19 protein-coding genes are annotated in these 19,575 nt (G+C 69.4%); 6 read left to right on the top strand and 13 right to left on the bottom strand.

The genetic code is table 11. The features are described 5' to 3' along the window. Window positions 1–55: 55 nt before the first annotated feature. From H180DRAFT_RS20600 to H180DRAFT_RS20575, 6 genes are all read right to left on the bottom strand, one after another. The gene (locus H180DRAFT_RS20600; protein ID WP_055487596.1) at window positions 56–826 is read right to left on the bottom strand and encodes a class I SAM-dependent methyltransferase; all 771 of its coding nucleotides are present in this window, start codon (window positions 824–826) and stop codon (window positions 56–58) included. Continuing rightward, a complete protein-coding gene (locus H180DRAFT_RS20595; protein WP_139151414.1) occupies window positions 823–1,467 on the bottom strand; it encodes a hypothetical protein in 645 nt (214 codons plus the stop codon). The genes H180DRAFT_RS20600 and H180DRAFT_RS20595 overlap by 4 nt, the downstream gene beginning before the upstream one ends. Next, window positions 1,467–2,522, bottom strand: coding sequence for an alpha/beta hydrolase (locus H180DRAFT_RS29925; RefSeq protein WP_055487594.1), 1,056 nt, complete (start codon window positions 2,520–2,522; stop codon window positions 1,467–1,469). The genes H180DRAFT_RS20595 and H180DRAFT_RS29925 overlap by 1 nt, the downstream gene beginning before the upstream one ends. After that, the gene (locus tag H180DRAFT_RS29920; RefSeq protein WP_159033594.1) at window positions 2,519–3,391 is read right to left on the bottom strand and encodes a hypothetical protein; all 873 of its coding nucleotides are present in this window, start codon (window positions 3,389–3,391) and stop codon (window positions 2,519–2,521) included. Before H180DRAFT_RS29920 ends, H180DRAFT_RS29925 begins: the two co-directional genes overlap by 4 nt. 103 nt (window positions 3,392–3,494) lie before the next feature. Continuing rightward, window positions 3,495–3,707, bottom strand: coding sequence for a hypothetical protein (locus tag H180DRAFT_RS29915; protein ID WP_055487592.1), 213 nt, complete (start codon window positions 3,705–3,707; stop codon window positions 3,495–3,497). A gap of 55 nt (window positions 3,708–3,762) precedes the next feature. Further along, window positions 3,763–3,957, bottom strand: a complete 195-nt coding sequence (locus H180DRAFT_RS20575) for a hypothetical protein (RefSeq protein WP_055487591.1) — start codon at window positions 3,955–3,957, stop codon at window positions 3,763–3,765. Between the two features lie 150 nt (window positions 3,958–4,107). Here H180DRAFT_RS20575 and H180DRAFT_RS20570 point away from each other — a divergent pair, with 150 nt between their 5' ends. Both H180DRAFT_RS20570 and H180DRAFT_RS20565 read left to right on the top strand, forming a co-directional pair. Continuing rightward, window positions 4,108–4,875, top strand: a complete 768-nt coding sequence (locus tag H180DRAFT_RS20570; RefSeq protein WP_079100273.1) for a GOLPH3/VPS74 family protein — start codon at window positions 4,108–4,110, stop codon at window positions 4,873–4,875. Between the two features lie 349 nt (window positions 4,876–5,224). Next, window positions 5,225–6,124, top strand: a complete 900-nt coding sequence (locus tag H180DRAFT_RS20565) for a phosphorothioated DNA-binding restriction endonuclease (RefSeq protein WP_055487589.1) — start codon at window positions 5,225–5,227, stop codon at window positions 6,122–6,124. Window positions 6,125–6,357: 233 nt separating this feature from the next. Here the strand turns inward: H180DRAFT_RS20565 and H180DRAFT_RS20560 are convergent, their stop codons facing one another. The 4 genes from H180DRAFT_RS20560 to H180DRAFT_RS20545 all read right to left on the bottom strand — a co-directional run bounded on the left by H180DRAFT_RS20560 (window position 6,358) and on the right by H180DRAFT_RS20545 (window position 11,370). After that, window positions 6,358–8,118, bottom strand: coding sequence for a glycoside hydrolase family 13 protein (locus tag H180DRAFT_RS20560; protein ID WP_254666102.1), 1,761 nt, complete (start codon window positions 8,116–8,118; stop codon window positions 6,358–6,360). 66 nt (window positions 8,119–8,184) lie between these two features. Further along, window positions 8,185–9,078 (bottom strand): carbohydrate ABC transporter permease, encoded by an 894-nt coding sequence (locus H180DRAFT_RS20555; RefSeq protein WP_079100272.1) that lies wholly within the window; start codon window positions 9,076–9,078, stop codon window positions 8,185–8,187. After that, entirely contained in the window at window positions 9,075–10,070 is a 996-nt protein-coding gene (locus H180DRAFT_RS20550; RefSeq protein WP_254666101.1) for a carbohydrate ABC transporter permease, read from the bottom strand. The genes H180DRAFT_RS20555 and H180DRAFT_RS20550 overlap by 4 nt, the downstream gene beginning before the upstream one ends. Window positions 10,071–10,074: 4 nt before the next feature. After that, window positions 10,075–11,370: an extracellular solute-binding protein gene (locus H180DRAFT_RS20545; protein WP_055487588.1), complete on the bottom strand. Its 1,296-nt coding sequence runs from the start codon at window positions 11,368–11,370 to the stop codon at window positions 10,075–10,077. A gap of 143 nt (window positions 11,371–11,513) precedes the next feature. On the opposite strand from H180DRAFT_RS20545, the gene H180DRAFT_RS20540 reads away from it, so the two are divergent. After that, a complete protein-coding gene (locus tag H180DRAFT_RS20540) occupies window positions 11,514–12,740 on the top strand; it encodes an ROK family protein (RefSeq protein WP_159033592.1) in 1,227 nt (408 codons plus the stop codon). 281 nt (window positions 12,741–13,021) lie between these two features. Here the strand turns inward: H180DRAFT_RS20540 and H180DRAFT_RS20535 are convergent, their stop codons facing one another. Beyond that, a complete protein-coding gene (locus tag H180DRAFT_RS20535; RefSeq protein WP_055487586.1) occupies window positions 13,022–13,627 on the bottom strand; it encodes a GOLPH3/VPS74 family protein in 606 nt (201 codons plus the stop codon). 666 nt (window positions 13,628–14,293) lie between these two features. On the opposite strand from H180DRAFT_RS20535, the gene H180DRAFT_RS20530 reads away from it, so the two are divergent. Beyond that, the gene (locus H180DRAFT_RS20530) at window positions 14,294–14,623 is read left to right on the top strand and encodes a hypothetical protein (RefSeq protein ID WP_055487585.1); all 330 of its coding nucleotides are present in this window, start codon (window positions 14,294–14,296) and stop codon (window positions 14,621–14,623) included. Between the two features lie 228 nt (window positions 14,624–14,851). Here the strand turns inward: H180DRAFT_RS20530 and H180DRAFT_RS20525 are convergent, their stop codons facing one another. Further along, entirely contained in the window at window positions 14,852–16,036 is a 1,185-nt protein-coding gene (locus H180DRAFT_RS20525) for a 4-hydroxybenzoate 3-monooxygenase (protein ID WP_055487584.1), read from the bottom strand. Next, window positions 16,033–17,343 (bottom strand): MFS transporter, encoded by a 1,311-nt coding sequence (locus H180DRAFT_RS20520; protein WP_055487583.1) that lies wholly within the window; start codon window positions 17,341–17,343, stop codon window positions 16,033–16,035. The genes H180DRAFT_RS20525 and H180DRAFT_RS20520 overlap by 4 nt, the downstream gene beginning before the upstream one ends. Before the next feature lie 84 nt (window positions 17,344–17,427). Between H180DRAFT_RS20520 and H180DRAFT_RS20515 the strand changes: the two genes are divergently transcribed. Next, on the top strand, window positions 17,428–18,237 hold the full coding sequence (locus tag H180DRAFT_RS20515) for an IclR family transcriptional regulator (RefSeq protein WP_055487582.1): 810 nt from the start codon (window positions 17,428–17,430) through the stop codon (window positions 18,235–18,237). A gap of 499 nt (window positions 18,238–18,736) precedes the next feature. After that, window positions 18,737–19,042, top strand: a complete 306-nt coding sequence (locus H180DRAFT_RS20510; protein WP_055487581.1) for a hypothetical protein — start codon at window positions 18,737–18,739, stop codon at window positions 19,040–19,042. Window positions 19,043–19,575: the final 533 nt, after the last annotated feature.

Raw genomic sequence — 19,575 nt, 5'->3', positions numbered from 1 at the left:
ACCTCGGTGGCTGCTGGGTACCGCGCCGGGCTCGCCGGCCCGTCTCACCAGCCCGTCAGGGCATCTCGTAGACGGCGATGTACATCGCGCCGCGCTCGTCGTATGCCGTGCCCTGCCAGTCCGACCAGCGGTGAACCGGTTCCAGCCCGCACACGGTGGCGCAGCGGTCGACCTCCTCCGGCGGGATGAGCCGGTTGACGTCGGAGGCGATGCGGAAGCTGTTGTCCTCGAACCAGACGTGGGACGACTGCCACAGACCCGTTTCCTTCTCGACCGACCAGGAGGTGAGCAGCCCGGTGTCGGGGTCGGGGTAAGGAGCGAAGGAGGTGAAGTGCCCGTTGTCCTGGCTCATGGCGAGGATCCCCGGGGGGTTGAAGTTCTCGATCACCAGGCGGCCGCCCGGTGCGACGCGGTGTGCGGCCCTGGCGACCGCCTGCCGCTGCTGCTCGGGGTCGAGCACCAGCGAGAGGGTCCCGCACACCATGTAGACGAGGGGATAGCTGAACTCGTCCTCGTATGTGCGCAGGTCACCGTGGACGGCCTGGACCGGAGCGCCGGCGCGTGCCACGTCGCGGCGCAGTTCCCCGAGCATCTCCGGGGAGGAGTCGACGCCGACGACAGCGCCGATGCGTTCGGCGAGCGGTATGGCGATCCGCCCGGTGCCCACGCCCAGTTCCAGGGCGGGACCGCCACCGGCCATGGCCGCCAGAGCCTCGGCAGTGCCCTCCGCACCGGCGTTCTTGGGGAAGAGCTTGTCGTAGAAGTCCGCGAACCTGCGGCCGTAGCCGGGGTCGTCGACCTGCGGCGCGGCCTCGCTCTTCGTCATGCTGCGGGCTCCAATTGGTCCACGTGACCGGTGGGATCGGCGTCGTCGGCGCGGTCCGTGGGGTCTGGCTCGGGCAGCCGGATGAAGGGAGAGATGAAGGAGTACTGCGGGTCCTCGGAGTCGTCGTGCCCGCTGTAGAGCACCACCAGGAACTGGAAGCCGGTGAGCGAGCCCCGTCGCGGGTCGGACTCGTCGAGGTGCCGGGTGACGAAGTCGCGAAGCAGCCGGTACGCCGCGCTGTCGGTGACCTTCACGTCCTTACGGACGGTCAACCGGCCCAGTTCGCCGCACACGTCGAAGACGGCCTTCTCCTGACGGCGTCCGGGGAACCAGACGGCGTGCGCCCACTTCCGTTTGTTGATCTGTGATGCGGACCGCCAGGCGGACTGCTCGCCGTCGGTGTCCAGCGTCCGGTACAGCAGGTGGTAGTCGTGCTGGGCGGGGGTCGGGGCGAAGAACCGCCAGTTGGGTATGAGCAGCCCGACCTTGTCGCCTGTCCGAAGCCGGTCGAAGGTGGTGTTCGGGTGCTGGCTCAGTATCGTGATCGTCAGCCAGCTCGCGAAGCCGAGCTCCACCGCCCGCCTCATCACTTCGGTCTTGGTCCTGGTCCTGGTCCTGGTCCTGGTCCTGGGCAGCAACATCAGCGCACCTCCGGCGCATCGGGTGTCGGGCGGAGCCCGCTCGTGCAGAGCCCACTGGTGCGGAGTCCGACGGTGAACTCCCGGATCAGCTCTGCCACCTGGGCCGCGGGCTGTTCGTTCATCACGAGCTCGTCGTGCCTGGCGTCCTCGATCAGGCAGAGGTCGCCATCGGGCGACGTGCCGACGAGTTCCCGGTGCAGCTCGGCGTGGATCGGGTCCCTGGCGTGCGTGGTGGCCGCGGCCACCAGCCGGAGCGGTACACCGACCTTCGGCAGCACGCCGTCGTGGTTGAGGAACTCGGTGTGGGCCGCGCGCCATTCACGAACGGTGGCCTTCCACAGCTTCCAGTCGCGGAACTGGTCCAGAATCAGCGGCCGCATGTCCTCAGGCAGCCACCGCAGCCAGGGAGGCGAGGCGAGCAGGCTTCCCAGACCGAGCCGGGCGGACTCCGGCATGAGCGCCAGAGCGGAGGTCAGCACGTTGGCGCCGTCGGCCTGTATGCGCGACCGCAGCAGCTCAGCGGGGTGGCTGGGGTCCAGCAGCACAACGCCGGTCACAAGATCGCGCAGCGGCTCGACCGCCCGCAGCGTGAGATGGCCGCCGAGCGAGTGTCCGATGAGTACCACCGGCCTGGAGGGGCAGACCTCACGGACCAGGTCGCGCAGGTCGGCGACGGCCGCGGCAAGGGAGAAGGGCTCCCGCAGCCGGTACTCGCTTCGTCCGTACCCGGCCCGGTTGTACGCCAGAACCGGGTGGTCGCGGCCGAGCATGCGGCGTAGCCAGGTCCAGTGCTCCATGGTGGAGCACAGGCCGGTCTCGCAGACCAGAACCGGCGACGAATCCGGTCCTTCGGCCTCGGTGAGCTGATAGGCGAGCACGTTGCCCGTGGACGTCTCGAAGAACGACTCGTCGCCCTGACCGCGCAGCACCCTGCGGTGGCGAAGCTGCTGGACGGTCAGCCCGGTCGCGACGACGGCGCTCAGCAGGCCGCCGGCGATGCGAGGGAGCGCGTCGTTGCGTACGGGGTGCATCGTGATCGTCGTGGTTGCGGTCATCGGCTGCCTCCGCCGGGCTTCGTGGACTCGCGGCTCCGGGTGACGTAGAGGATCGCGGGGTAGGTCGCCAGGAAGGCCCACACGAAACGGCTCAGACCCATCACCCGGGCGTTGACCACGTGGAACGAGCCGAGTCCGGCAAGCATTGCCGGGGCGAGCCGTCCCTTGGCGAGGAATACCGCGGGGAAGGCGCACTCCATGGCGAGTACCGCGTGCGCCAGCTTCCGGGATGTCCTGGGATAGCGCTTCATCAGGTCGTAGACCTTGCGGTCCCCGTAGGTCTCGGTGCGCATGATGCCCGGCAGGGCCTCGCCCGAGCGCCAGATGGGGCTGACGAGCTTCACATAGCCCGATGTTGCGTACGAGAGAGTGGCCTGGAGCGCCACGTACCACAGGCAGCTGTCGACGAGTGCCGGCTGCCGCTGGCCGAATCGGGCGATCATGGCCGCGGACTGCACGAGGAAGGAGAGCTGGTCCGATCCGTCGGTGCCGTAGTGGTGCCTCGGGTAGATGGCGACCGAGGTGAGGGCGAGGAAGCCGTTGGCGGCAGCGCGGTGGTGCCGACTGGTGCCCGGTACGAGCAGCGAGGCGCCGGCAAGTGCGCGGGCCCCGTGGATCCACCGGGTCACGTCCGGCCTGGCGAGGAAGTCGAGCGATTCGCGCACCTTCGGCGGTGCCCACGTGTAATTGTCGCGGGCCAGATCCCAGTTGTTCAAACCGCCTTTCTGGCGGTCGCGTTCGGCTGCCAGTATCTCCAGGCTGCTCATGAGATATGCGGTCGCGCTGAGCTGTTCCGCGGTGGTCAGTGCGCGCTCCCGGCCTATGACCGGGGAGGAGATCAATCTCCGTGCCGCAGAGGAGATGTTCATTTTCACTTTTCCCTTTCCCTTCCCCGGTCATAGGAGTTATGCGCCGCCTCTCACCGGCGTGGGTGGCACGTGGTTATCGAGAGGCGGCATCGCGCGGCGTGGGTCAGCCGCCCGCGGCCTGCCCGGCGGCGTTTCCGACCGCGATGCCGGCAGCTCCCGCACCGGCGACGGCGGCTGCGCCGGCCAGCCCGGCGCCGACCGCGGCAGGGGTGGCGAGGACCGGAGACATCCGGCCGTTCCACTCGTTCTCGCCGGCGTGGATCGAGACGCCGTCGAGTTCCTGGCTAGCGTTGACCTTGGTGGATATTGCAGTCACGTTCACTCCTTGAGCGACGGTTTGATTCTGCTTGGGGGCGCTGATGTGGCGGTTGTCAGCCGTCAGCCTGGGCCTGGGTGACCCCGAGCCCGACGCCGGCTCCGAACGCGCCCGCGGTGACCAGGGCTCCGCCGGCAGCGGCAGCCGGGGTGGACAGGACGGGCTCGGCCGACGACAGGTCCTCCACGTTCGCGGCGTCCATCGGTACGGCCTCGAGCAGGTGACTGTTGTTGACCTTCTCAAGCAACATGAGTGTGTCTCCTTCTTTCTCGTGCTTTCGTGGTTTCTCTTTTGGCACCGGTCTCGGGAGCCGAGTGCGCGGAATCGCGACCTGGAATCCCGTCACCAGGATGGTGATTGAATTCCTCGGCTGCTCGCTTCCGGCATCACAAACAATGGCATGCGTCAATCTCCGAACGAAGGGGTTTTGGTGTCATCTTGCTGCCTCTCATGCGGCAGCATCAGGCCTCTATCAGGCCGCCGACCGTATGGGAGTGTTGTGGGTATGCAAATGACACTCGATGAGCAGGCAGTTCTGCTCTCCATTGACGCTCGGGGGCGCTTTCCGGAGCCGTGGCGGACAGATTGCGCCGCCGCCGGAGCTGTCCTCCTTGAACTGGCCTTGGCAGGGCGGCTCGACGTGGACCACCACAAGGTCGTCGTAGCCGACCGGACACCTGTGGGTTCTGCCGTACTGGACGACGTGCTTGCGGTGATGGCCGCACGCGAGAAGCCGGCCACCGCGCAGAGCTGGGTGCGTGAGCTCCGTAAGAACGCTCGCGGCAAGGCACTGGACCGGCTTCGGGAGAGGGGGACGGTGCGCGAGGAGGTGAGCAGGACGCTGGGGCTGTTCACCACACGTCGCTATCCCACGCTCGACAGCTCCGTGGAGGTCGCGCTCCGCGATCGGTTGGCCGGTGTGGTGCTACGGGGCGAGACACCGGATGAACGCACCGTCGGCTTGGCGGTTGTACTGAGTGCTGCCGGTTTGTACGAGTGCGCCTTCCCCGGGGTCCCGGCCCGGGACGTCGAACGGCGAACGGCGAAGCTGGCGCATGAAAACTGGGCCGCTCCCGCGGTACGCAGGGCCCTGGAGGCAATGCAGTACGAAATCGTCGCCATCGTGGGCGCCGCGGCCGTGGGCGCCACCGTCGCCGGCACCAGCTAGTGACCTGAGTCAGAGATTCGTTGGACAGGCCCGAACCACCGCAATCGTGCGCGCACTTCGCACGGCGCCTGCTCCTGCGGATGCCTGCGTGGCCCGCGTCCGGGTCGGCGTCTTCTCTCAGGAGACGGCCGCCGGGTGCGGATCGCCGAGATGCGGGAAGCGGTCCAGGGTGTCGGTGTGCGGGCGCTGAGGCGAAGCTCTCGAAAACCTTGGACGGAAGAAGCCCCTGTGCGTGCCGGGACGCGGCGCACGAAGAGCGGTACCGCATCGCCCTCGATCGCGGCCGCCCGGTCTTCTGCCGCCATCTCGCCCTCACATGGGGCTGGATGCAGAATTATGATCACCCGTCATGGACTGGCTGGAGCGCACCGCGAAGCTGAGGCAGTGGTCGGGGAACGGTACGCGCGCGCCCCACAAGCCTCTGCTGCTTCTGTACGCGCTCGGCCGGTTCCAGGACGATGCCCAGGGTGAACTGCGGTACAGCGCGGTGGAGTCGGATCTGCAGCGGCTGCTGACCGAGTACGGCCCGGCCCACAGGACGACGCCCGCCTATCCCTTCCACCATCTCGTCAGCGACGGGGTGTGGGAGGTGCGTACCGACCGCGGGCCCGGCAGTCCCGGGAGCGGCGTCCGGGAGCTGCGGGCCACGGGTGCGACGGGGCGGCTCGCCCCGGAGTTGAGGGACGCGCTGCGGCGCGAGCCGTCGCTTCTGCACCGGATGGCGCGGATGTTGCTCGACCGGCACTTCCCGCCGTCTCTGCACGCCGAGTTGTGCGAGGCCGTCGCTCTGGAGCCGGAGCCGGAGCCGTCCGAGCTCCGGCCGATGGTGCCCGGGCGGCGGCAACGGGACCGGCGGATGCGGGAGTCGGTGCTGACCGCGTACGAGTACCGCTGTGCCTTCTGCGGCTATGACGGGCGGATCGGGGCGGTGCCGGTCGGGCTGGAGGCCGCGCATGTGCGCTGGTGGGCGTTCGACGGACCGGACGACGTCGAGAACGGTCTGTGCCTGTGCACGCTGCACCACAAGCTGTTCGACAAGGGCGTTCTCGGCATCGGAGAGGGCCACCGCATACTCGTCTCCCAGCGCTTCGCGGGGCACAGCGCGGCGGCCCGCGAGCATGTGGTGGCGCTCGCGTACCGCCCGGTCATCGGCCCGCAGCCGGGCACCCGCCCGGTCGCCGCCTCCCACCGGACCTGGCACACCCGGCAGGTCTTCCAGGGCGCCCCGCGTCCCGGCGGGGCGGGCTGACCACGGGCTGACCACGCGACCCTTCGTGTTCGCCGTTCCTCGTTCCTCGTTTCCTCGTTCCTCCTGCACGTCCTGACGCGCCCGGCGCAGCGGCCGAGTCGGGCCGCGAAGAGGCTTCCGCGCCGGGCTCGCACCGGGCTCGCAGCGGGCTCACACCGGCCCCCGGACTGGGACGAACGCGCCGTCACACCCACCGGCTCACCTCTGAGGGCTGTTCACCGACTGAGCGGCGCTCACCCGCCGGCGCTGCGGCGGTAGACGGTCGCCTCCCACGGGGCGAGTTCGCCGATGCGTTCCGAGGGCGTGCCGACGTTCGTGAGGAGGACTTCGGCGCCTGTCCGGTCCGTCCGGCCGGCGCCGTCGTCCGGTTCCGTGACGACCGGAGCGCCGGTGAAGTTGGCGAGCACGAGCAACTCGGTCTCACCCAGCCGCCGCGTGAACGCGTACACCCGGTCGTCGTCCGGGAGCAGCATCGTGAAGTCCCCGTGGGCGACGGCCGGTTCGGTGTGGCGCAGCGCGATGAGCCGCCGGTAGTGGTGGAAGACGGAGTCGGGGTCGTCGAGTTGGGCCGCCGCGTTGATCTCGGTGTGGTTCGGGTTGACGGCGATCCAGGGAGTTCCGGTCGTGAAGCCCGCGTTCGGCGAGCTGTCCCAGTGCATGGGTGTGCGGCTGTTGTCGCGGGCCATCGGCCGCATCGCGGCCACCACGTCGGCCGACGCGGCACCGGCGGCGACCGCCTCGGTGTGGTGGTTCAGGGACTCGATGTCGCGGAAGTCGTCGATGGTGCGGAGCGGGGCGTTGGTCATGCCGAGCTCCTCGCCCTGGTAGATGTACGGGGTTCCGCGGTGCAGGTGGAGCACGGTGGCCAGCATCGTCGCCGACCGGACCCGGTGTTCGCCGTCGTCGCCGAACCGGGAGACGATCCGCGGCTGGTCGTGGTTGTTCCAGTAGAGGCTGTTCCAGCCGGTTCGGGCGAGGCCCTGCTGCCAGCGCCCCATCGACTCCTTGAGGTCGCGGAGACGAAGCTCGCGGTGGTCCCATTTGCCGGTCCCGTGGTCGAGTCCGACGTGCTCGAACTGGAAGACCATGTCGAGCTCGCGGCGCTCCGGGTCCGTGAACAGCACGGCGTCGTCCACGGTGACGCCGGGCATCTCGCCCACGTTGAGGAGCCGGCGGTCGCGGCCCGCGAAGACTTCGCGGTGCATCTCCTGAAGGTATTCGTGGATGCGCGGCCCGGACAGGTAGAAGGGTCCGCCGTCACCGTAGGCGCCGTCCTCGCCGACGGGCCCGTCCGGCAGTTCGGGGTCCTTCGAGATCATGTTGATGACGTCCATCCGGAAGCCGTCGACGCCGCGGTCGAGCCACCAGCGCATCATCTCGTGTATGGCGGCGCGCACTTGGGGGTTCTCCCAGTTGAGGTCGGGCTGCGTGCGCGAGAAGAGATGCAGGTAGTACTCGCCCGTCGCCTCGTCGAACTGCCATGCGGAGCCCGAGAAGAACGACCGCCAGTTGTTCGGTTCGGCGCCCGGAGCGCCCGGGGCCGTGCCCTCGCGGGCCGGCCGCCACCAGTACCAGTCGCGCTTGGGGGAGTCCGGCGAGGACCGGGATTCGGCGAACCACGGGTGCTGGTCGGAGGTGTGGTTGACCACGAGGTCCATGACGAGCTTCATGCCGCGCTCGTGCACGGCCGCCAGCAGTTCGTCGAAGTCGGCGAGGGTGCCGAAGACCGGGTCGATGCCGCAGTAGTCGCTGATGTCGTAGCCGTTGTCGTCCTGCGGCGAGGGGTAGACCGGGGACAGCCACAGCACGTCGACGCCCAGGCGGGCGAGGTGGTCGAGCCGGGAGGTGATGCCGGGGATGTCCCCGATGCCGTCGCCGTCGCTGTCGGCGAAGCTGCGCGGATAGATCTGGTAGACGACGGCGGTCTTCCACCACTCGCGCTCGGCGGTGGCGTCGTCCCGGTCGTCGGCGGAGGCGATGAGGCTCGAAGTCACGGGTGATCTTTCAGTCGTACGTACGGTTCGGCCGGGTGCCGGTGTCGGTCCTTCGGAGTCAGCCCGTCAGTCCTTCACGGCCCCCGAAGCGATGCCGGCGATGAACTGCCGCTGCCCGACGACGTAGACGGCGAGGACGGGCAGGATCGCGATCACGGACGCCGCGAAGACCAGCCCCCACTGGGTGGCGTGCTGCCCCTGGAAGGCGGCGATCGCGATGGGCAGCGTGCGCTTGTCGGGGTCGTCGATGACGGTCAGCGCCCAGACGAACTCGTCCCAGGCGCCGAGGAACGCGAAGATCGCCGCCGTGGCGAGGGCAGGGCGCACCATCGGCAGGTAGAGGCTGACGAACTTGCGTACGGGCCCGGCGCCGTCGACCGTCATGGCGTCGTCCAGGGCCTGTGGGACCCGTTCGAAGAACGCGCGGAGCAGGAACGTGATGAAGGCGACGGCGCTGCCGGAGTAGAACAGGACCAGCCCGTTCAGCGAGTTCAGCAGGCCGAGGCTCGATGCGAGGACGAACTGCGGGACGATCGTGACGATGCCCGGGATCATCAGCCCCCCGAGCAGCGCCGCGAACAGGATGCGCTTGCCGCGGAAGTCGAACCGGGCGAAGGCGTACGCCATCGTCGACGCGAGCACCAGCACCGCGAACGTGGTGGACGCGGCGACATACATCGAGTTGAGGAAGTAGCGCCCGAAGTTGTTGCTGCTCAGTGCCGTCGAGTAGTTCGCGGTGGTCGGGTCCTCGGGGATCAGCCGCGGCGGGACCTCGAGCAGGTACGCATGCGGCTTGAACGACGTGCCGGCCATGTAGAGGAACGGGGCGATCAGCACGAGGGCACCGGCCGAGAGCACCGCGAGGCGCAGCACTTTCGAGACCCGCTCCCGCGAGTGCGGCCGGTGGCGCACGGAGCGCGGAGCACTGGACGAGCGCGGTGCGCGCAGTGGGACTGTCATCGGGGGGCTCCGGTGCCGTCGTCGCGGAACAGGTGGAACTGGACGAAGGAGACGACGGCGATCGCGACGGCGAGCAGGAACGACAGCGCCGAGGCGTAACCGAAGTCGAGGAATTCGAAGGCCTGCTTGTACATGTAGGTGAGCGGCACTTCGGTGCTGCCCGCCGGTCCGCCGTCCGTCATCAGCAGGATCGAGATGAAGACGTTGAAGCCGCCGATGATCAGCATCACGATCACGAACAGCAGCGTTCTGCGTATCGCCGGCAGCGACACGTTCATGAACCGCTGCCAGGCGTTGGCGCCGTCGATGGCTGCGGCGTCCTTGAGTTCGGAGCTGACGCCGGTGAGGGCGGCGAGGAAGATGACCATCGCCCAGCCGACCCCCTTCCAGACCCCGAGCACGCACACCGCGAGCAGGCCCGTCCAACGCTCCTGCAACCAGGGGACGTTGTGGTCGACCAGGCCCAGCACATCGTGGAGCAGCCAGTTCACGGCTCCGCCGTCGGTGGTGAACAGGTACTTGAAGAGCAGGGCCACGACCACCCAGCTCGTGACCACCGGGATGTAGAACAGCACCCGGAACAGACCGCGGGCGGGCAGCCGGGCGTCCAGCAGGACCGCCAGGAACATCCCGATCACGATCTGGCCTGGCACGGTGACCACCAGGTACACGCCGACGTTGGCGAGGCTCAGCCAGAAGTGGCCGTCCTGCAGGCCCCGTACATAGTTGTCGAAGCCGACGAACTGACTGACCTGCGTGGGCACGACGGCCCAGTCGTAGAAGCTGATCTGCAGTGCCCGGCCGAGCGGGTAGGCGACTATCAGGCAGAAGAGCGCGAAGCCGGGCAGCAGGAAGGCGTACGGCGTGAGATCGGTCCGCCTGCGCGCCGTCCCCCTCGGCGGTGCGCCGCGGGGGACGGCGCGGCGCAGCAGGCCGGCCTTGCGCGATGTGTTCCCGGCCGGGCCCGCGGTCGGTGCTGTCGGTACCGCCACCGGTTCAGTCCCGGGCCAGCAGCGGGTCGATCTTCTCGACGGCGTCGTCGAGCGCCTTCTGCACAGGCACGTCGCCGCGTACGGCCAACTGGACCTGCTTGCGCAGGATGTCGTCGATCTTCGTCCAGGACGGCGTCGCGGGGCGGGGCCGTGCGGTCTTCAGCTGCTTCATGTACGGCCCGTAGTAGGGCTTGAGCTCGGCCATGTCGTCGCTGAGGGACTTGAGAACCGAGAGCTGTCCCGTCTCGGCCATCATCATCTGCGCCTTCGGCGAGACCAGGAACCGGGTGAACTCCGCGGCGAGCTTCTTGTTCTTCGACGACGAGGTGACGACGACGTTCTCGCCCCCGACCACGCTGATGCTGCCCGCGTCGCTGCTGGGCATGGGTGCGGCCTTCATCTCGAAGTCCGGGTACTGCTTCTCGATGGGCGGGTACGTCCACGGGCCGTCGGGGGTGGTCGCGTACTTGCCCTTGGCGAGGCCCTCGGGGGCCGGGAGCGCGCCGCCCTTGCCCAGCACGAGCTTCGGCAGGGCCTTGTCCTTGTACAGGTCGACCAGGAGCTGCACGGCCTCGACCGACTTCTTTCCGTTGAGGTGGCCGTCGGTCTTCGTCTTGGCCTTGTTCATCATCTCGCCGCCGTTGGACCAGATGTACGGCAGTACGTTCCATCCCGCGGCGTCGGCCTCGGCGAGCGCGAAGGTCTTGCGGGCGGCGAGCTTGGGTGCGGCGGCACGCAGGTCGTCGAAAGTCCTGGGCGGGCTCTTGACGCCGGCCTTCTCGAGGGCCTGCTCGTTGTAGAGCATCACTTTGGTGTTGGTATCCAGCGGCAGTCCGTAGTGCTTGCCCTTGTGGGCGTTGGTCTCCAGCGCCGCCTCGTAGACCTGGTCGCTCAGCTTCCTGAAGTCCGGGAGCGCGTCGCTGAGCGGCACCAGCACACCGAGCTCGGCCAGTTCGGGCACCCAGACGACGTCGGAGCGCACGACGTCCGGCAGGGACTGGCCGGCGGCGGAGGTGACAAGCTTCTGGTGCAGCTTGTCGTACTGGATGGTGACAGGCTTGACCTTTGTGCCGGGGTGCTCCTTCTCGAAGGCAGGTATGACCTTCTTCTCCAGCTGTTTCACCTCGTTGCCGTCGGCGCCGTACGCGTGCCAGAAGGTGATCTCTCCGGAGACCTTCTCTCCGGGGGGCAGCTTCTCCGCGGCGTCCTTCGACGCCCCGCCGCCCGCACCGCCGGTGCCGCACCCGGCCGCGCCGAGCATCAAGGCAGTGACCACCGTCAGTGCACGCGTTCGTTTCATGGGCCGTCCTCCTTGAACTCAGCTGCCCTGCGACCTGTGAGCCCGTGCTGCACGGGTCCGACTTGCTATTGATGAGCGACGTTTATTAAATGGTTTTCTGGAGCATGCTTGCGGAACCGCACGGAGTCAAGAGGGGGGACAAGTTGAGCGACCGCGAACCGACGGCGACCTCACCCCTGCTGCGCCGGCTCAACGCCGGTGCCGTCCTGGACGCGCTGCGAGCCACAGGTCCCGCCACGGGCACCGAACTCATGGAGATCACAGGCCTGTCGCGTCCGACGGTGCACACGGTCTGCGACCACCTGATCAGCAGGGGATGGGTCCACGAGATCGAGCAGCGCCCGCCCCAGCGCGGTTCGGGCCCGGGCCGCCGCGCGCGCCAGTACGAGTTCAACGCCGCCGCGGGGTACGTCCTCGGCATCGACCTCGGGCAGAACAAGGTGACCTCCGTCGTCGCCGACCTGCGCGGCGACTCGCTCGCAGAGCACACCCGCACCTTCCGCGCCGGCGGCATCGGGGCACGGGCCCGGCTCAACCAGATGCACCGCGCGGTCGAAACCACCCTCGGCGATGCCGGCTTGGACAAGTCCGCGGTGCTCGCCATCGCCCTCGCCGTTCCGGGCCCCGTGGACGAGGGCGGCCACGTCGTCGCCGAAGAGGACTACTTGCCCGGCCTGGCCAGGATCGACCTGAGGAAGGCGGCCGGCGAGGGGTTCGACGCACCGGTCCTCGTCGAGAACGACGCGAACCTCGCGGTGCTCGCCGAGCGCTGGCGGGGCTGCGCCCAGGGCGCCGACAACGTCGTGGAGTTGCTGGCCGGCGAGCGGCTCGGGTCCGGGCTGTACTTCGGCGGCCGGCTGATCCAGGGCAGCCGCGGCGCCGCCGGAGAGCTGAAGTTCCTCAGCATGGTGGACGGGGTCGGGAACACGGACGGCATCGCCCTGCTCGCCCGCACACTCGGCGCGGAAGCGGTCGTCGCGTCGGCCGCTTCGCCGTCGCTGGCCGACGCCGTCGGCGGCGACCCCCGGCGGATGACCGCCAAGCTCGTCTTCGCCGCGGCACGGGACGGCGACCCGTCGGCCCTCGCCGTCGTGGACGAAGTCACGGCCCGGATCGGCCGGGTCATCGCCCTGCTCCACACCCTGCTGAACCCCGAACTCGTCGTCATCGGCGGCGCGGTCGCACAGGCCGGCGACGTGCTCCTCGAACCGTTGAGGCGCGCCGTCGGCGAACTGGTCCCGGACCCGCCGGAAATCAAGAACTCCGCCCTCGGCGACCACGTCGTCGTGACCGGCGCCGTGTGCAGGGCGCTGGACCACGCGGCACTCGAACTGTTCCAGGACATCCACGGGGCCCGCGGCGGCAGTTGATCCACGCCTGCGGCCACGCCCGGTCACGGGTGCGCACCCGGGCGGGGGGCGGGGCGGGTGCGGGGCGCGCACCGGGCGCTCCCCCGGTGTTGCGGGCAGCGGGCAGCGGGCAGCAGGCGCTCGCGCTCGCCGATGCGGGGCAGCGGGCGAGGGGCCCTTGCCCGCTGCGTCCGTCGTAGCCCGTCAGAAGTCCGCCAGCAGTCCGCCAGAAGTCCGCCAGTTGACGCCGGCCGTCGCCCGGCCGTCGCCAGGCCGTCGCCCGGCCGCCCGTCGGCTCCTCGTCAGTCCCCGCGCCAGATGTTGTCGAACGCCTCCCGTTCGATGGTTCGCCGCTGCCGCTCCGCTGCCAGTTCCACGGTCGCGTGATCGACGGCGGCGAGCACGGTGTCCACGGCGTCGTCGCCCGTGCCCGGACCGTCAGGGGTTCCCTCGCCGCGGATTCCGACGGCCGTCCCGAGGGCCGCCAGGACGGGCTCGTCCGAAGCCCAGCGTTCCGCTGCCAGGCGGCGGTCGACCGAGTCGGCCGGCTCCGGCCGCCCTCTGCGGAACGGCAGCAGACCGCGACGTCCGCGTGTGAGTTGCCCGTCCTTCTCCAGGGCGGTCGCGTAGTCCGTCGACAGGCCGCGTCCCCTGCGCCACAGCCAGTCGCCGACCGACTCGTACGGCGCCTCCCGAACCAGCGACGCCGCGGCCTGCTCCAGCAGCGGATCATCCATGCCCGTCCGAAGGCCGGGCACGATCCGGTCGCCTTCCAGCGTGACGGCGTCGGCGGCCAGGAGGTCGACCAACTCGGCCCCCGCGAGTGCCAGCGACAGTTCGCCCTGCTCAGCGGGCCGGTTCGGCGCCACGTCGATGGCGGTGATCATCAGGTCCCGTGGTGTGGTCATCGCGGACTCCACATCGCTGCGCCCGCCGGCAGGCCGCCGGCCGGCGAGTCCCCCGTGTCCACCGTAGGGAGCGACGAGGGCGGCTGCACCTCCGCGCTGCCACGGGTCTGCCGCCCCGGAGAACCACCGTTCCTCGTGTTCAGAGGCCGCGCCCTCTTCGACGAAGGCGCCAGGGGTGCTGCCGGGGAGACGAACAGCCCACCACCGCCCTCGCCGCAACCCGCAACCCGCAACCCGCAACCCGCAACCCGCAACAGAGGGTCGCGGCGCAGGCGCCCGCTGTCAGCCACCGGGGACCGAGCGGCTCGCATCGGAAGTCAGCGACACGGCAGTCGCCGACCGGACCGGCTCACGGTCACGGCTCACGGTCACGGCTCACGGTCACGGCCCAGAGGCTCACCGCTCGCCGCTCCTGCGGCTTCTCCGCGTCCTTCTTGCCGGGCCCTTTACGCCGCGTCCGTGAACCAGTTGTGGAAATCTCGAAACTACGCGTGATGAAACGCGTGGATCACCCCGTAACGCATTCACGGCTTTCCCCGCAGAGTGGCGTGCGGAAAGGACGCAACACCCGTTCCGTCACGGACGGGACGGCGGCTCCCAGGCGGAGGCCGAATTCCTCCCGCCCGGCCTGCCCGTCAGGAATTGCACCCGAAGATCGGACCGTCAATGAGTCACATTCACCAGTCGCCGGCCACCGGGAACTCCGGCACCCGTGGAGAGCCGGCATCGAGCCGGACAGCCCTGATCGTCCACACGATCGCCGACGTGGCCGCCGCGTTCCTCGGCCTGTGGATCCTGCTCCACCTTCTCCAGGCCAACCAGGCGAATGTCTTCGTCCAGTTCGTCGAGGGCATGGCCAACCTGCTCGCCGGCTGGTCGCAGGACATCTTCACCATGGAGAACGAACACGTACGCTTCGCGCTCAACTACGGCCTGCCCGCTGTTGTTTACCTCTTCATCGGCCACGGAATCGCCGCGAAGATCCGCCGGGGGTAAACGGATCACTTCCGGATTCCACCCGGGCGCGAGGTGGTGAACATCATGGAAGGAAACCCGCATCGCATGTTCACCTCCCCCTCGATCCCGCCCCTGTTGATCCCGCCCCCGGTCTCGCCCTCCTCGATGCTGCCCGCTGCCGGCTCACGGTGATGCCGGCAGGGGCCGCATCGATTTCGCGCCGCCGGACTTCCCCGCTGCCAGAAGCCGGCCGGGGGAAGACGGTTCTCAGTAGCCGATGGGAAGCCCGGCGTAGTTCTCCGCCAGGCCACCCGCGGCTCTTCCGGAGCTCACGACCCACTCCAGCTGCGAGCGTTGCAGCTGAGCGTCGAAGGGGTCGCCGGTGACGTGCAGCATGCTGGTCATCCACCACGAGAAGTGGGTGCACCGCCAGACCCGCCGCAGCGCCGTGTCCGAGTACTCGTCGGCCGGACGCGGGTCTCCGTCGCGCAGCAGGGCCGCCAGCGCGCGGGAGAGCAGCGCCACGTCGGCCACGGCGAGGTTCAGCCCCTTGGCTCCGGTCGGCGGAACGATGTGCGCGGCGTCGCCCGCAAGGAACAGCCGTCCGTACCGCATCGGCGTCGAGACGAAGCTGCGCATCGGCAGAACCGACTTGTCGGTGATCGGCCCGGGTTGCAGCTGCCAGCCGTCCTGCCCGTGGCCGAGCCGCCGGGCCAGGGCGTCCCAGATCCGGTCGTCCGGCCATTCGGCCACGTCCTCGGACGGGTCGACCTGGAGGTAGAGCCGGCTGACGGAGTGCGAGCGCATGGAGTGCATGGCGAATCCCTCGGGATGCCATGCGTAGATGAGCTCGTCCGTCGACGGAGCGACGTCGGCCAGGACACCGAGCCACGCGTACGGATAGTCCCGCCCGAAGGAGCGTCGCGCCTCGTCGGGGATGCTCCGGCGGGAGGGGCCGTGGAAGCCGTCGCAGCCCGCGACGACGTCGCAGTCGATGCGGTGCGCACGGCCCTCCGCGTCGACGAAGGTCACCGAAGGCCTCTCACCGTCGAGGTCGTGCAGGGCGACGTCGCCGACCTCGTAATAGGAGTGCTGACCTGCGGCGGCGCGCGCCTCCATCAGATCGCGGGTGACCTCGGTCTGCCCGTACACCCACACCGACCGGTCCACGAGGGACCGGAAGTCGATGTGGTGGCGCTCGTTCGGGAACTGGAGGTATATCCCCCGGTGTTCCATGCCCTCGTGCCTGAGCCGGTCGCCCACGCCTGCCTCGCTGAGCAGTTCGACGGTCGAGTGCTCCAGCATCCCGGCACGGATGCGGCCGCTCACGTATTCGGGGCTGCGGTTCTCCAGCAGGACCGACTCGACGCCCTCCAGGTCCAGCAGATGGGACAGCAGCAGTCCCGCCGGACCCGCCCCGACGATCACCACCTGGGTCCGTGTCGTCGTCACGCGTCTCCCTCCCGCAGGTTCGCGGGCACGAACAGCAGGGCGAGGACGGCGAGCACCGCTGCGACGGAGAAGGCGTAGAAGCCCCAGGGGTAGGCGACTCCCGCGCTGACCATCAGCCCGCCGAGGAACGGGCCGACGATCGCGCCGAGCCGGCCCACTCCGGCGGCGAGACCCAGCGCGGTGCCGCGCACCTCCGCGGCGAACAGGTGGCCGACGAACGCGTACACGAGCACCTGTGCGCTGAAGACGAACACACCGGCCATGAAGACCGCGGCGTACACCAGCGCCGTCGACTCCAGCTTGACCGACAGCAACGCCAGGAAGACCGCCGAGACACCGAACCAGAGCAGCACGGTCCGCTTGTTGCCGCGTGCGTCCGAGACGCGTCCGGCGAGCAACAGACCCGCGACGGCGCCGAGGTTGAGTGCGAGCAGCAGCCCCAGCGAGTCACCGAGCGAGTAGCCGGCCGCGCCCATGATCTGCGGAAGCCAGGTGTTGAGCCCGTACACGAGGAGCAGCCCCATGAACGAGGCGATCCAGATTCCGAGGCTGACGCGCAGCAGCCGGCCGCGCACGAGCGCGGAGGGACGCACCGGCTCGCCGTCCGCGGAGGCGGACTTGCCGGCCGGGCCGGTCCCGCCCGCCTTGCTGATCTTGCCGGCCTGCTCGCGGGCGTCGAGGAACGCCTGCGACTCGGGCAGCTTCACCCACATCACGGGCAGCGTCAGCAGTCCGGCCACCCCGCCGACGACGAACATCGCCTCCCACCCGAACTCCGGGATGACGACGAGCGCCAGCACCGCCGTGAGCACCGCGCCCGCGTGGTAGCCGGTCATCATCTGCGTGACGGCGGAGCCGCGGCGCCCGGGCCGCGCGTACTCGGTCATGTACGCCAGCGCCGTCGGCAGGCAGGCGCCCAGACCGAGGCCGCTGAGGAAGCGCAGTGCCACGAACGTGGCGATGTTCGGCGCCCACGCGATCGCGAGCGTCAGTACGGAGAAGACCGCTATGCAGGTCATCAGGCTTGCGCGGCGCCCGAACCGGTCAGTGAGCGGGCCGATCACGACCGCGCCGATGCCGACGCCGACCAGCCCGAGGGTGGCCGCGGTGGTGAGCGAACCGGGGTCGAAGCCGAGTGCCTGTGTCTTGGTGAGCGTGGGGATGACCGCTCCGAGCACGACGAGGTCGAACCCGTCGAGCGCGACCGCGAGCCAGCAGAGCAGAACCGGCCAGAATCCGCCCCGGGCGGGGCGCTGCGTGTTCGCGCCGGCGGCGGACGCCGGGACCTTCGGGGACGTTGACGACATGGTGTTTCTCCTTGTCGGGGTGACCGACATCGTGAGGCGTGGCACACTCCAGGCACAGCGCTGCCTTTCACTGAGCGGAAACACATGGCCGGAAACAGCAGCCAGCCGGGCCGCACCGTGGCTTCGCGCATGCTGGCGATCCTGGACGCGTTCGACTTCGAGCACCCGCGGCTGACCCTCACCGACCTCGCCCGGCGTGCGGATCTGAGCCTGGCGACCGCCCACCGGCTCGTCGGCGAACTGACCCTCTGGCGCGGTCTCGAACGGGAGGACGACGGCACCTACCGCGTCGGTCTGCGCCTGCTGGAGCTGGGGTTGCTGAGCGGACTGCACACGCGGCTGCGCGACGTCGCCATGCCGTTCATGCAGGAGCTCTACGAGGCCACGCGCGAGAACGTCCATCTGGCCGTCCGCGACGGGGACAAGGCCCTGTACGTCGAGAAGCTCACCGGCCACCAGTCGGTGCCGATCATCTCCCGCACCGGCGGACGTCTCCCCCTGCACACGACCGGCGTCGGCAAGGCGCTGCTGGCCTGGGCTCCGCCCGCCGACATCGACGACCACCTCGCCCGCCCGCTGGCCCGCCCGACAAGGCATTCGATCCGCGAGCCGGGCCGCCTGCGGCGCGACCTCCAGCGCACGCGACGGCGCGGATTCTCCACCACCCGCGAGGAGATGACGCTGGGAAGCTGTTCGGTAGCGAGCCCCCTCCTCGTGGACGGCGAACCGGTCGCGGCGGTCGGCGTGGTGGTCCGCTCCAGCCACCTCGACCTCGACCGCCTGGCCCCGCCCGTCCTCACCGCCGCCCGCAGCATCGGCACCCGCCTCGCCGAAGCCGGCGACGACCCCTACCCGGGCTACGTCCACGACGTGGCGCCCCGGTCACTGCGCTGAGCGCCCGCGAGGAGCCGGGCCGGCGGTCGGGGCCGCCTCCGTGCGCTACGAAGAGCCCAGCCGGCGGGTGCAGTTGAACGGCTCGCCGGCCCAGCGGACGTCGGCCCGGAGGGCACGTCGGTCTCCGTTCCGGGTCGGGCCCGGCGATCCGGCTGCCGCCGGCGACGAGCCGACGTCAATCGCTGATGTCAGCCGCCCGAAGGAACGACAAGACCGTCCGGGCTCCGTTCACACAGTTGCCCATGCCAAGGCCCAGGACGGGGAGACGGCCCCCGGTTGACGCGCCGTCCTCAACTTCCGTGAGCCGCAGCGCCGTTCGGCCGGGGCGCAGCCCCGTCCAAAGCTGTGACCACCCGGCAGATCCATCCCATTTCTTACGCCTATTCAGGACAATCGGCGTGTTTCCAGCCCAGATTCCCAGCACACCCATATGGTTCGTCACCGTATAGATGCGATCAGCTACAGATCGCGCTCGAGCCACCACCGAAAAGGAAAAGACATGCGCATGCTTCGCGAAGCTGCTGTCGTAGCCGCCACGATCGGCAGCGTCGGCATGGTCGGTGCCGGCGTCGCCTCCGCCGGCGGCTGGGGACACTCGCAGCCCCCGACCATCAACTGCGCCCAGACGAACGGCGACACCATCGAGACCGGGGACGTCTCCCTCCCCCTCCTCACCACCATCACCCCCGGCGCCGGCAGCGCCGACGCCCGCAACCAGCAGAACAACTGCGGCCTCGGCATCATCGGCAACGACCAGGAGTCCGGCGACGCCACCGGCGGATCAACAGGCCTCCTCGGCGCCTGAGACCGACCTCTTCGGTACACATTCAGGGACCGAGCCCTCGGGGCTCGGTCCCTGAACCATGTGACACCGGGTCACCGCACAGGACCGGTGACCCAACCCCGACGGCCCGTCATCTTCTTTGCGGTCCTGCCAGAGGATCACCGCGCCTCCGGGCCCGACACGACTGTTGCGCCTGTCGGTTGAGCGACCAGGAGACGGTCGGGGGTGCCTCGGGCTGCCAGGTCGCCTGCCTGTCCGGTCCGGCCACCAGGCGGGTCCCGACCTGTGCGACCACGCACCGCCACCGCTTGGCGAGACACACAGATGCGCCGCCAGCATCAAACAGAAATAAAACGGCGTGTTGCAGATGAAATCAGCCATAACGGCAATATCGTCTCTCACTGCTACAGGCGATCACCTAATGGATCGCGCTCGAGCCTCCACCGAAAAGGAAAAGACATGCGCATGCTTCGCGAAGCTGCCGTCGTGGCCGCCGTGGTCGGCGGCGTCGGCATGGTCGGTTCCGGCGTCGCCGCCGCCGGCGGGTGGGAGCC

It is taken from the genome of Streptomyces sp. WMMB 322 (assembly GCF_900090145.1).
Taxonomy (GTDB): Bacteria; Actinomycetota; Actinomycetes; order Streptomycetales; family Streptomycetaceae; genus Streptomyces.
This window is presented reverse-complemented; position numbering and strand designations above follow the sequence as displayed.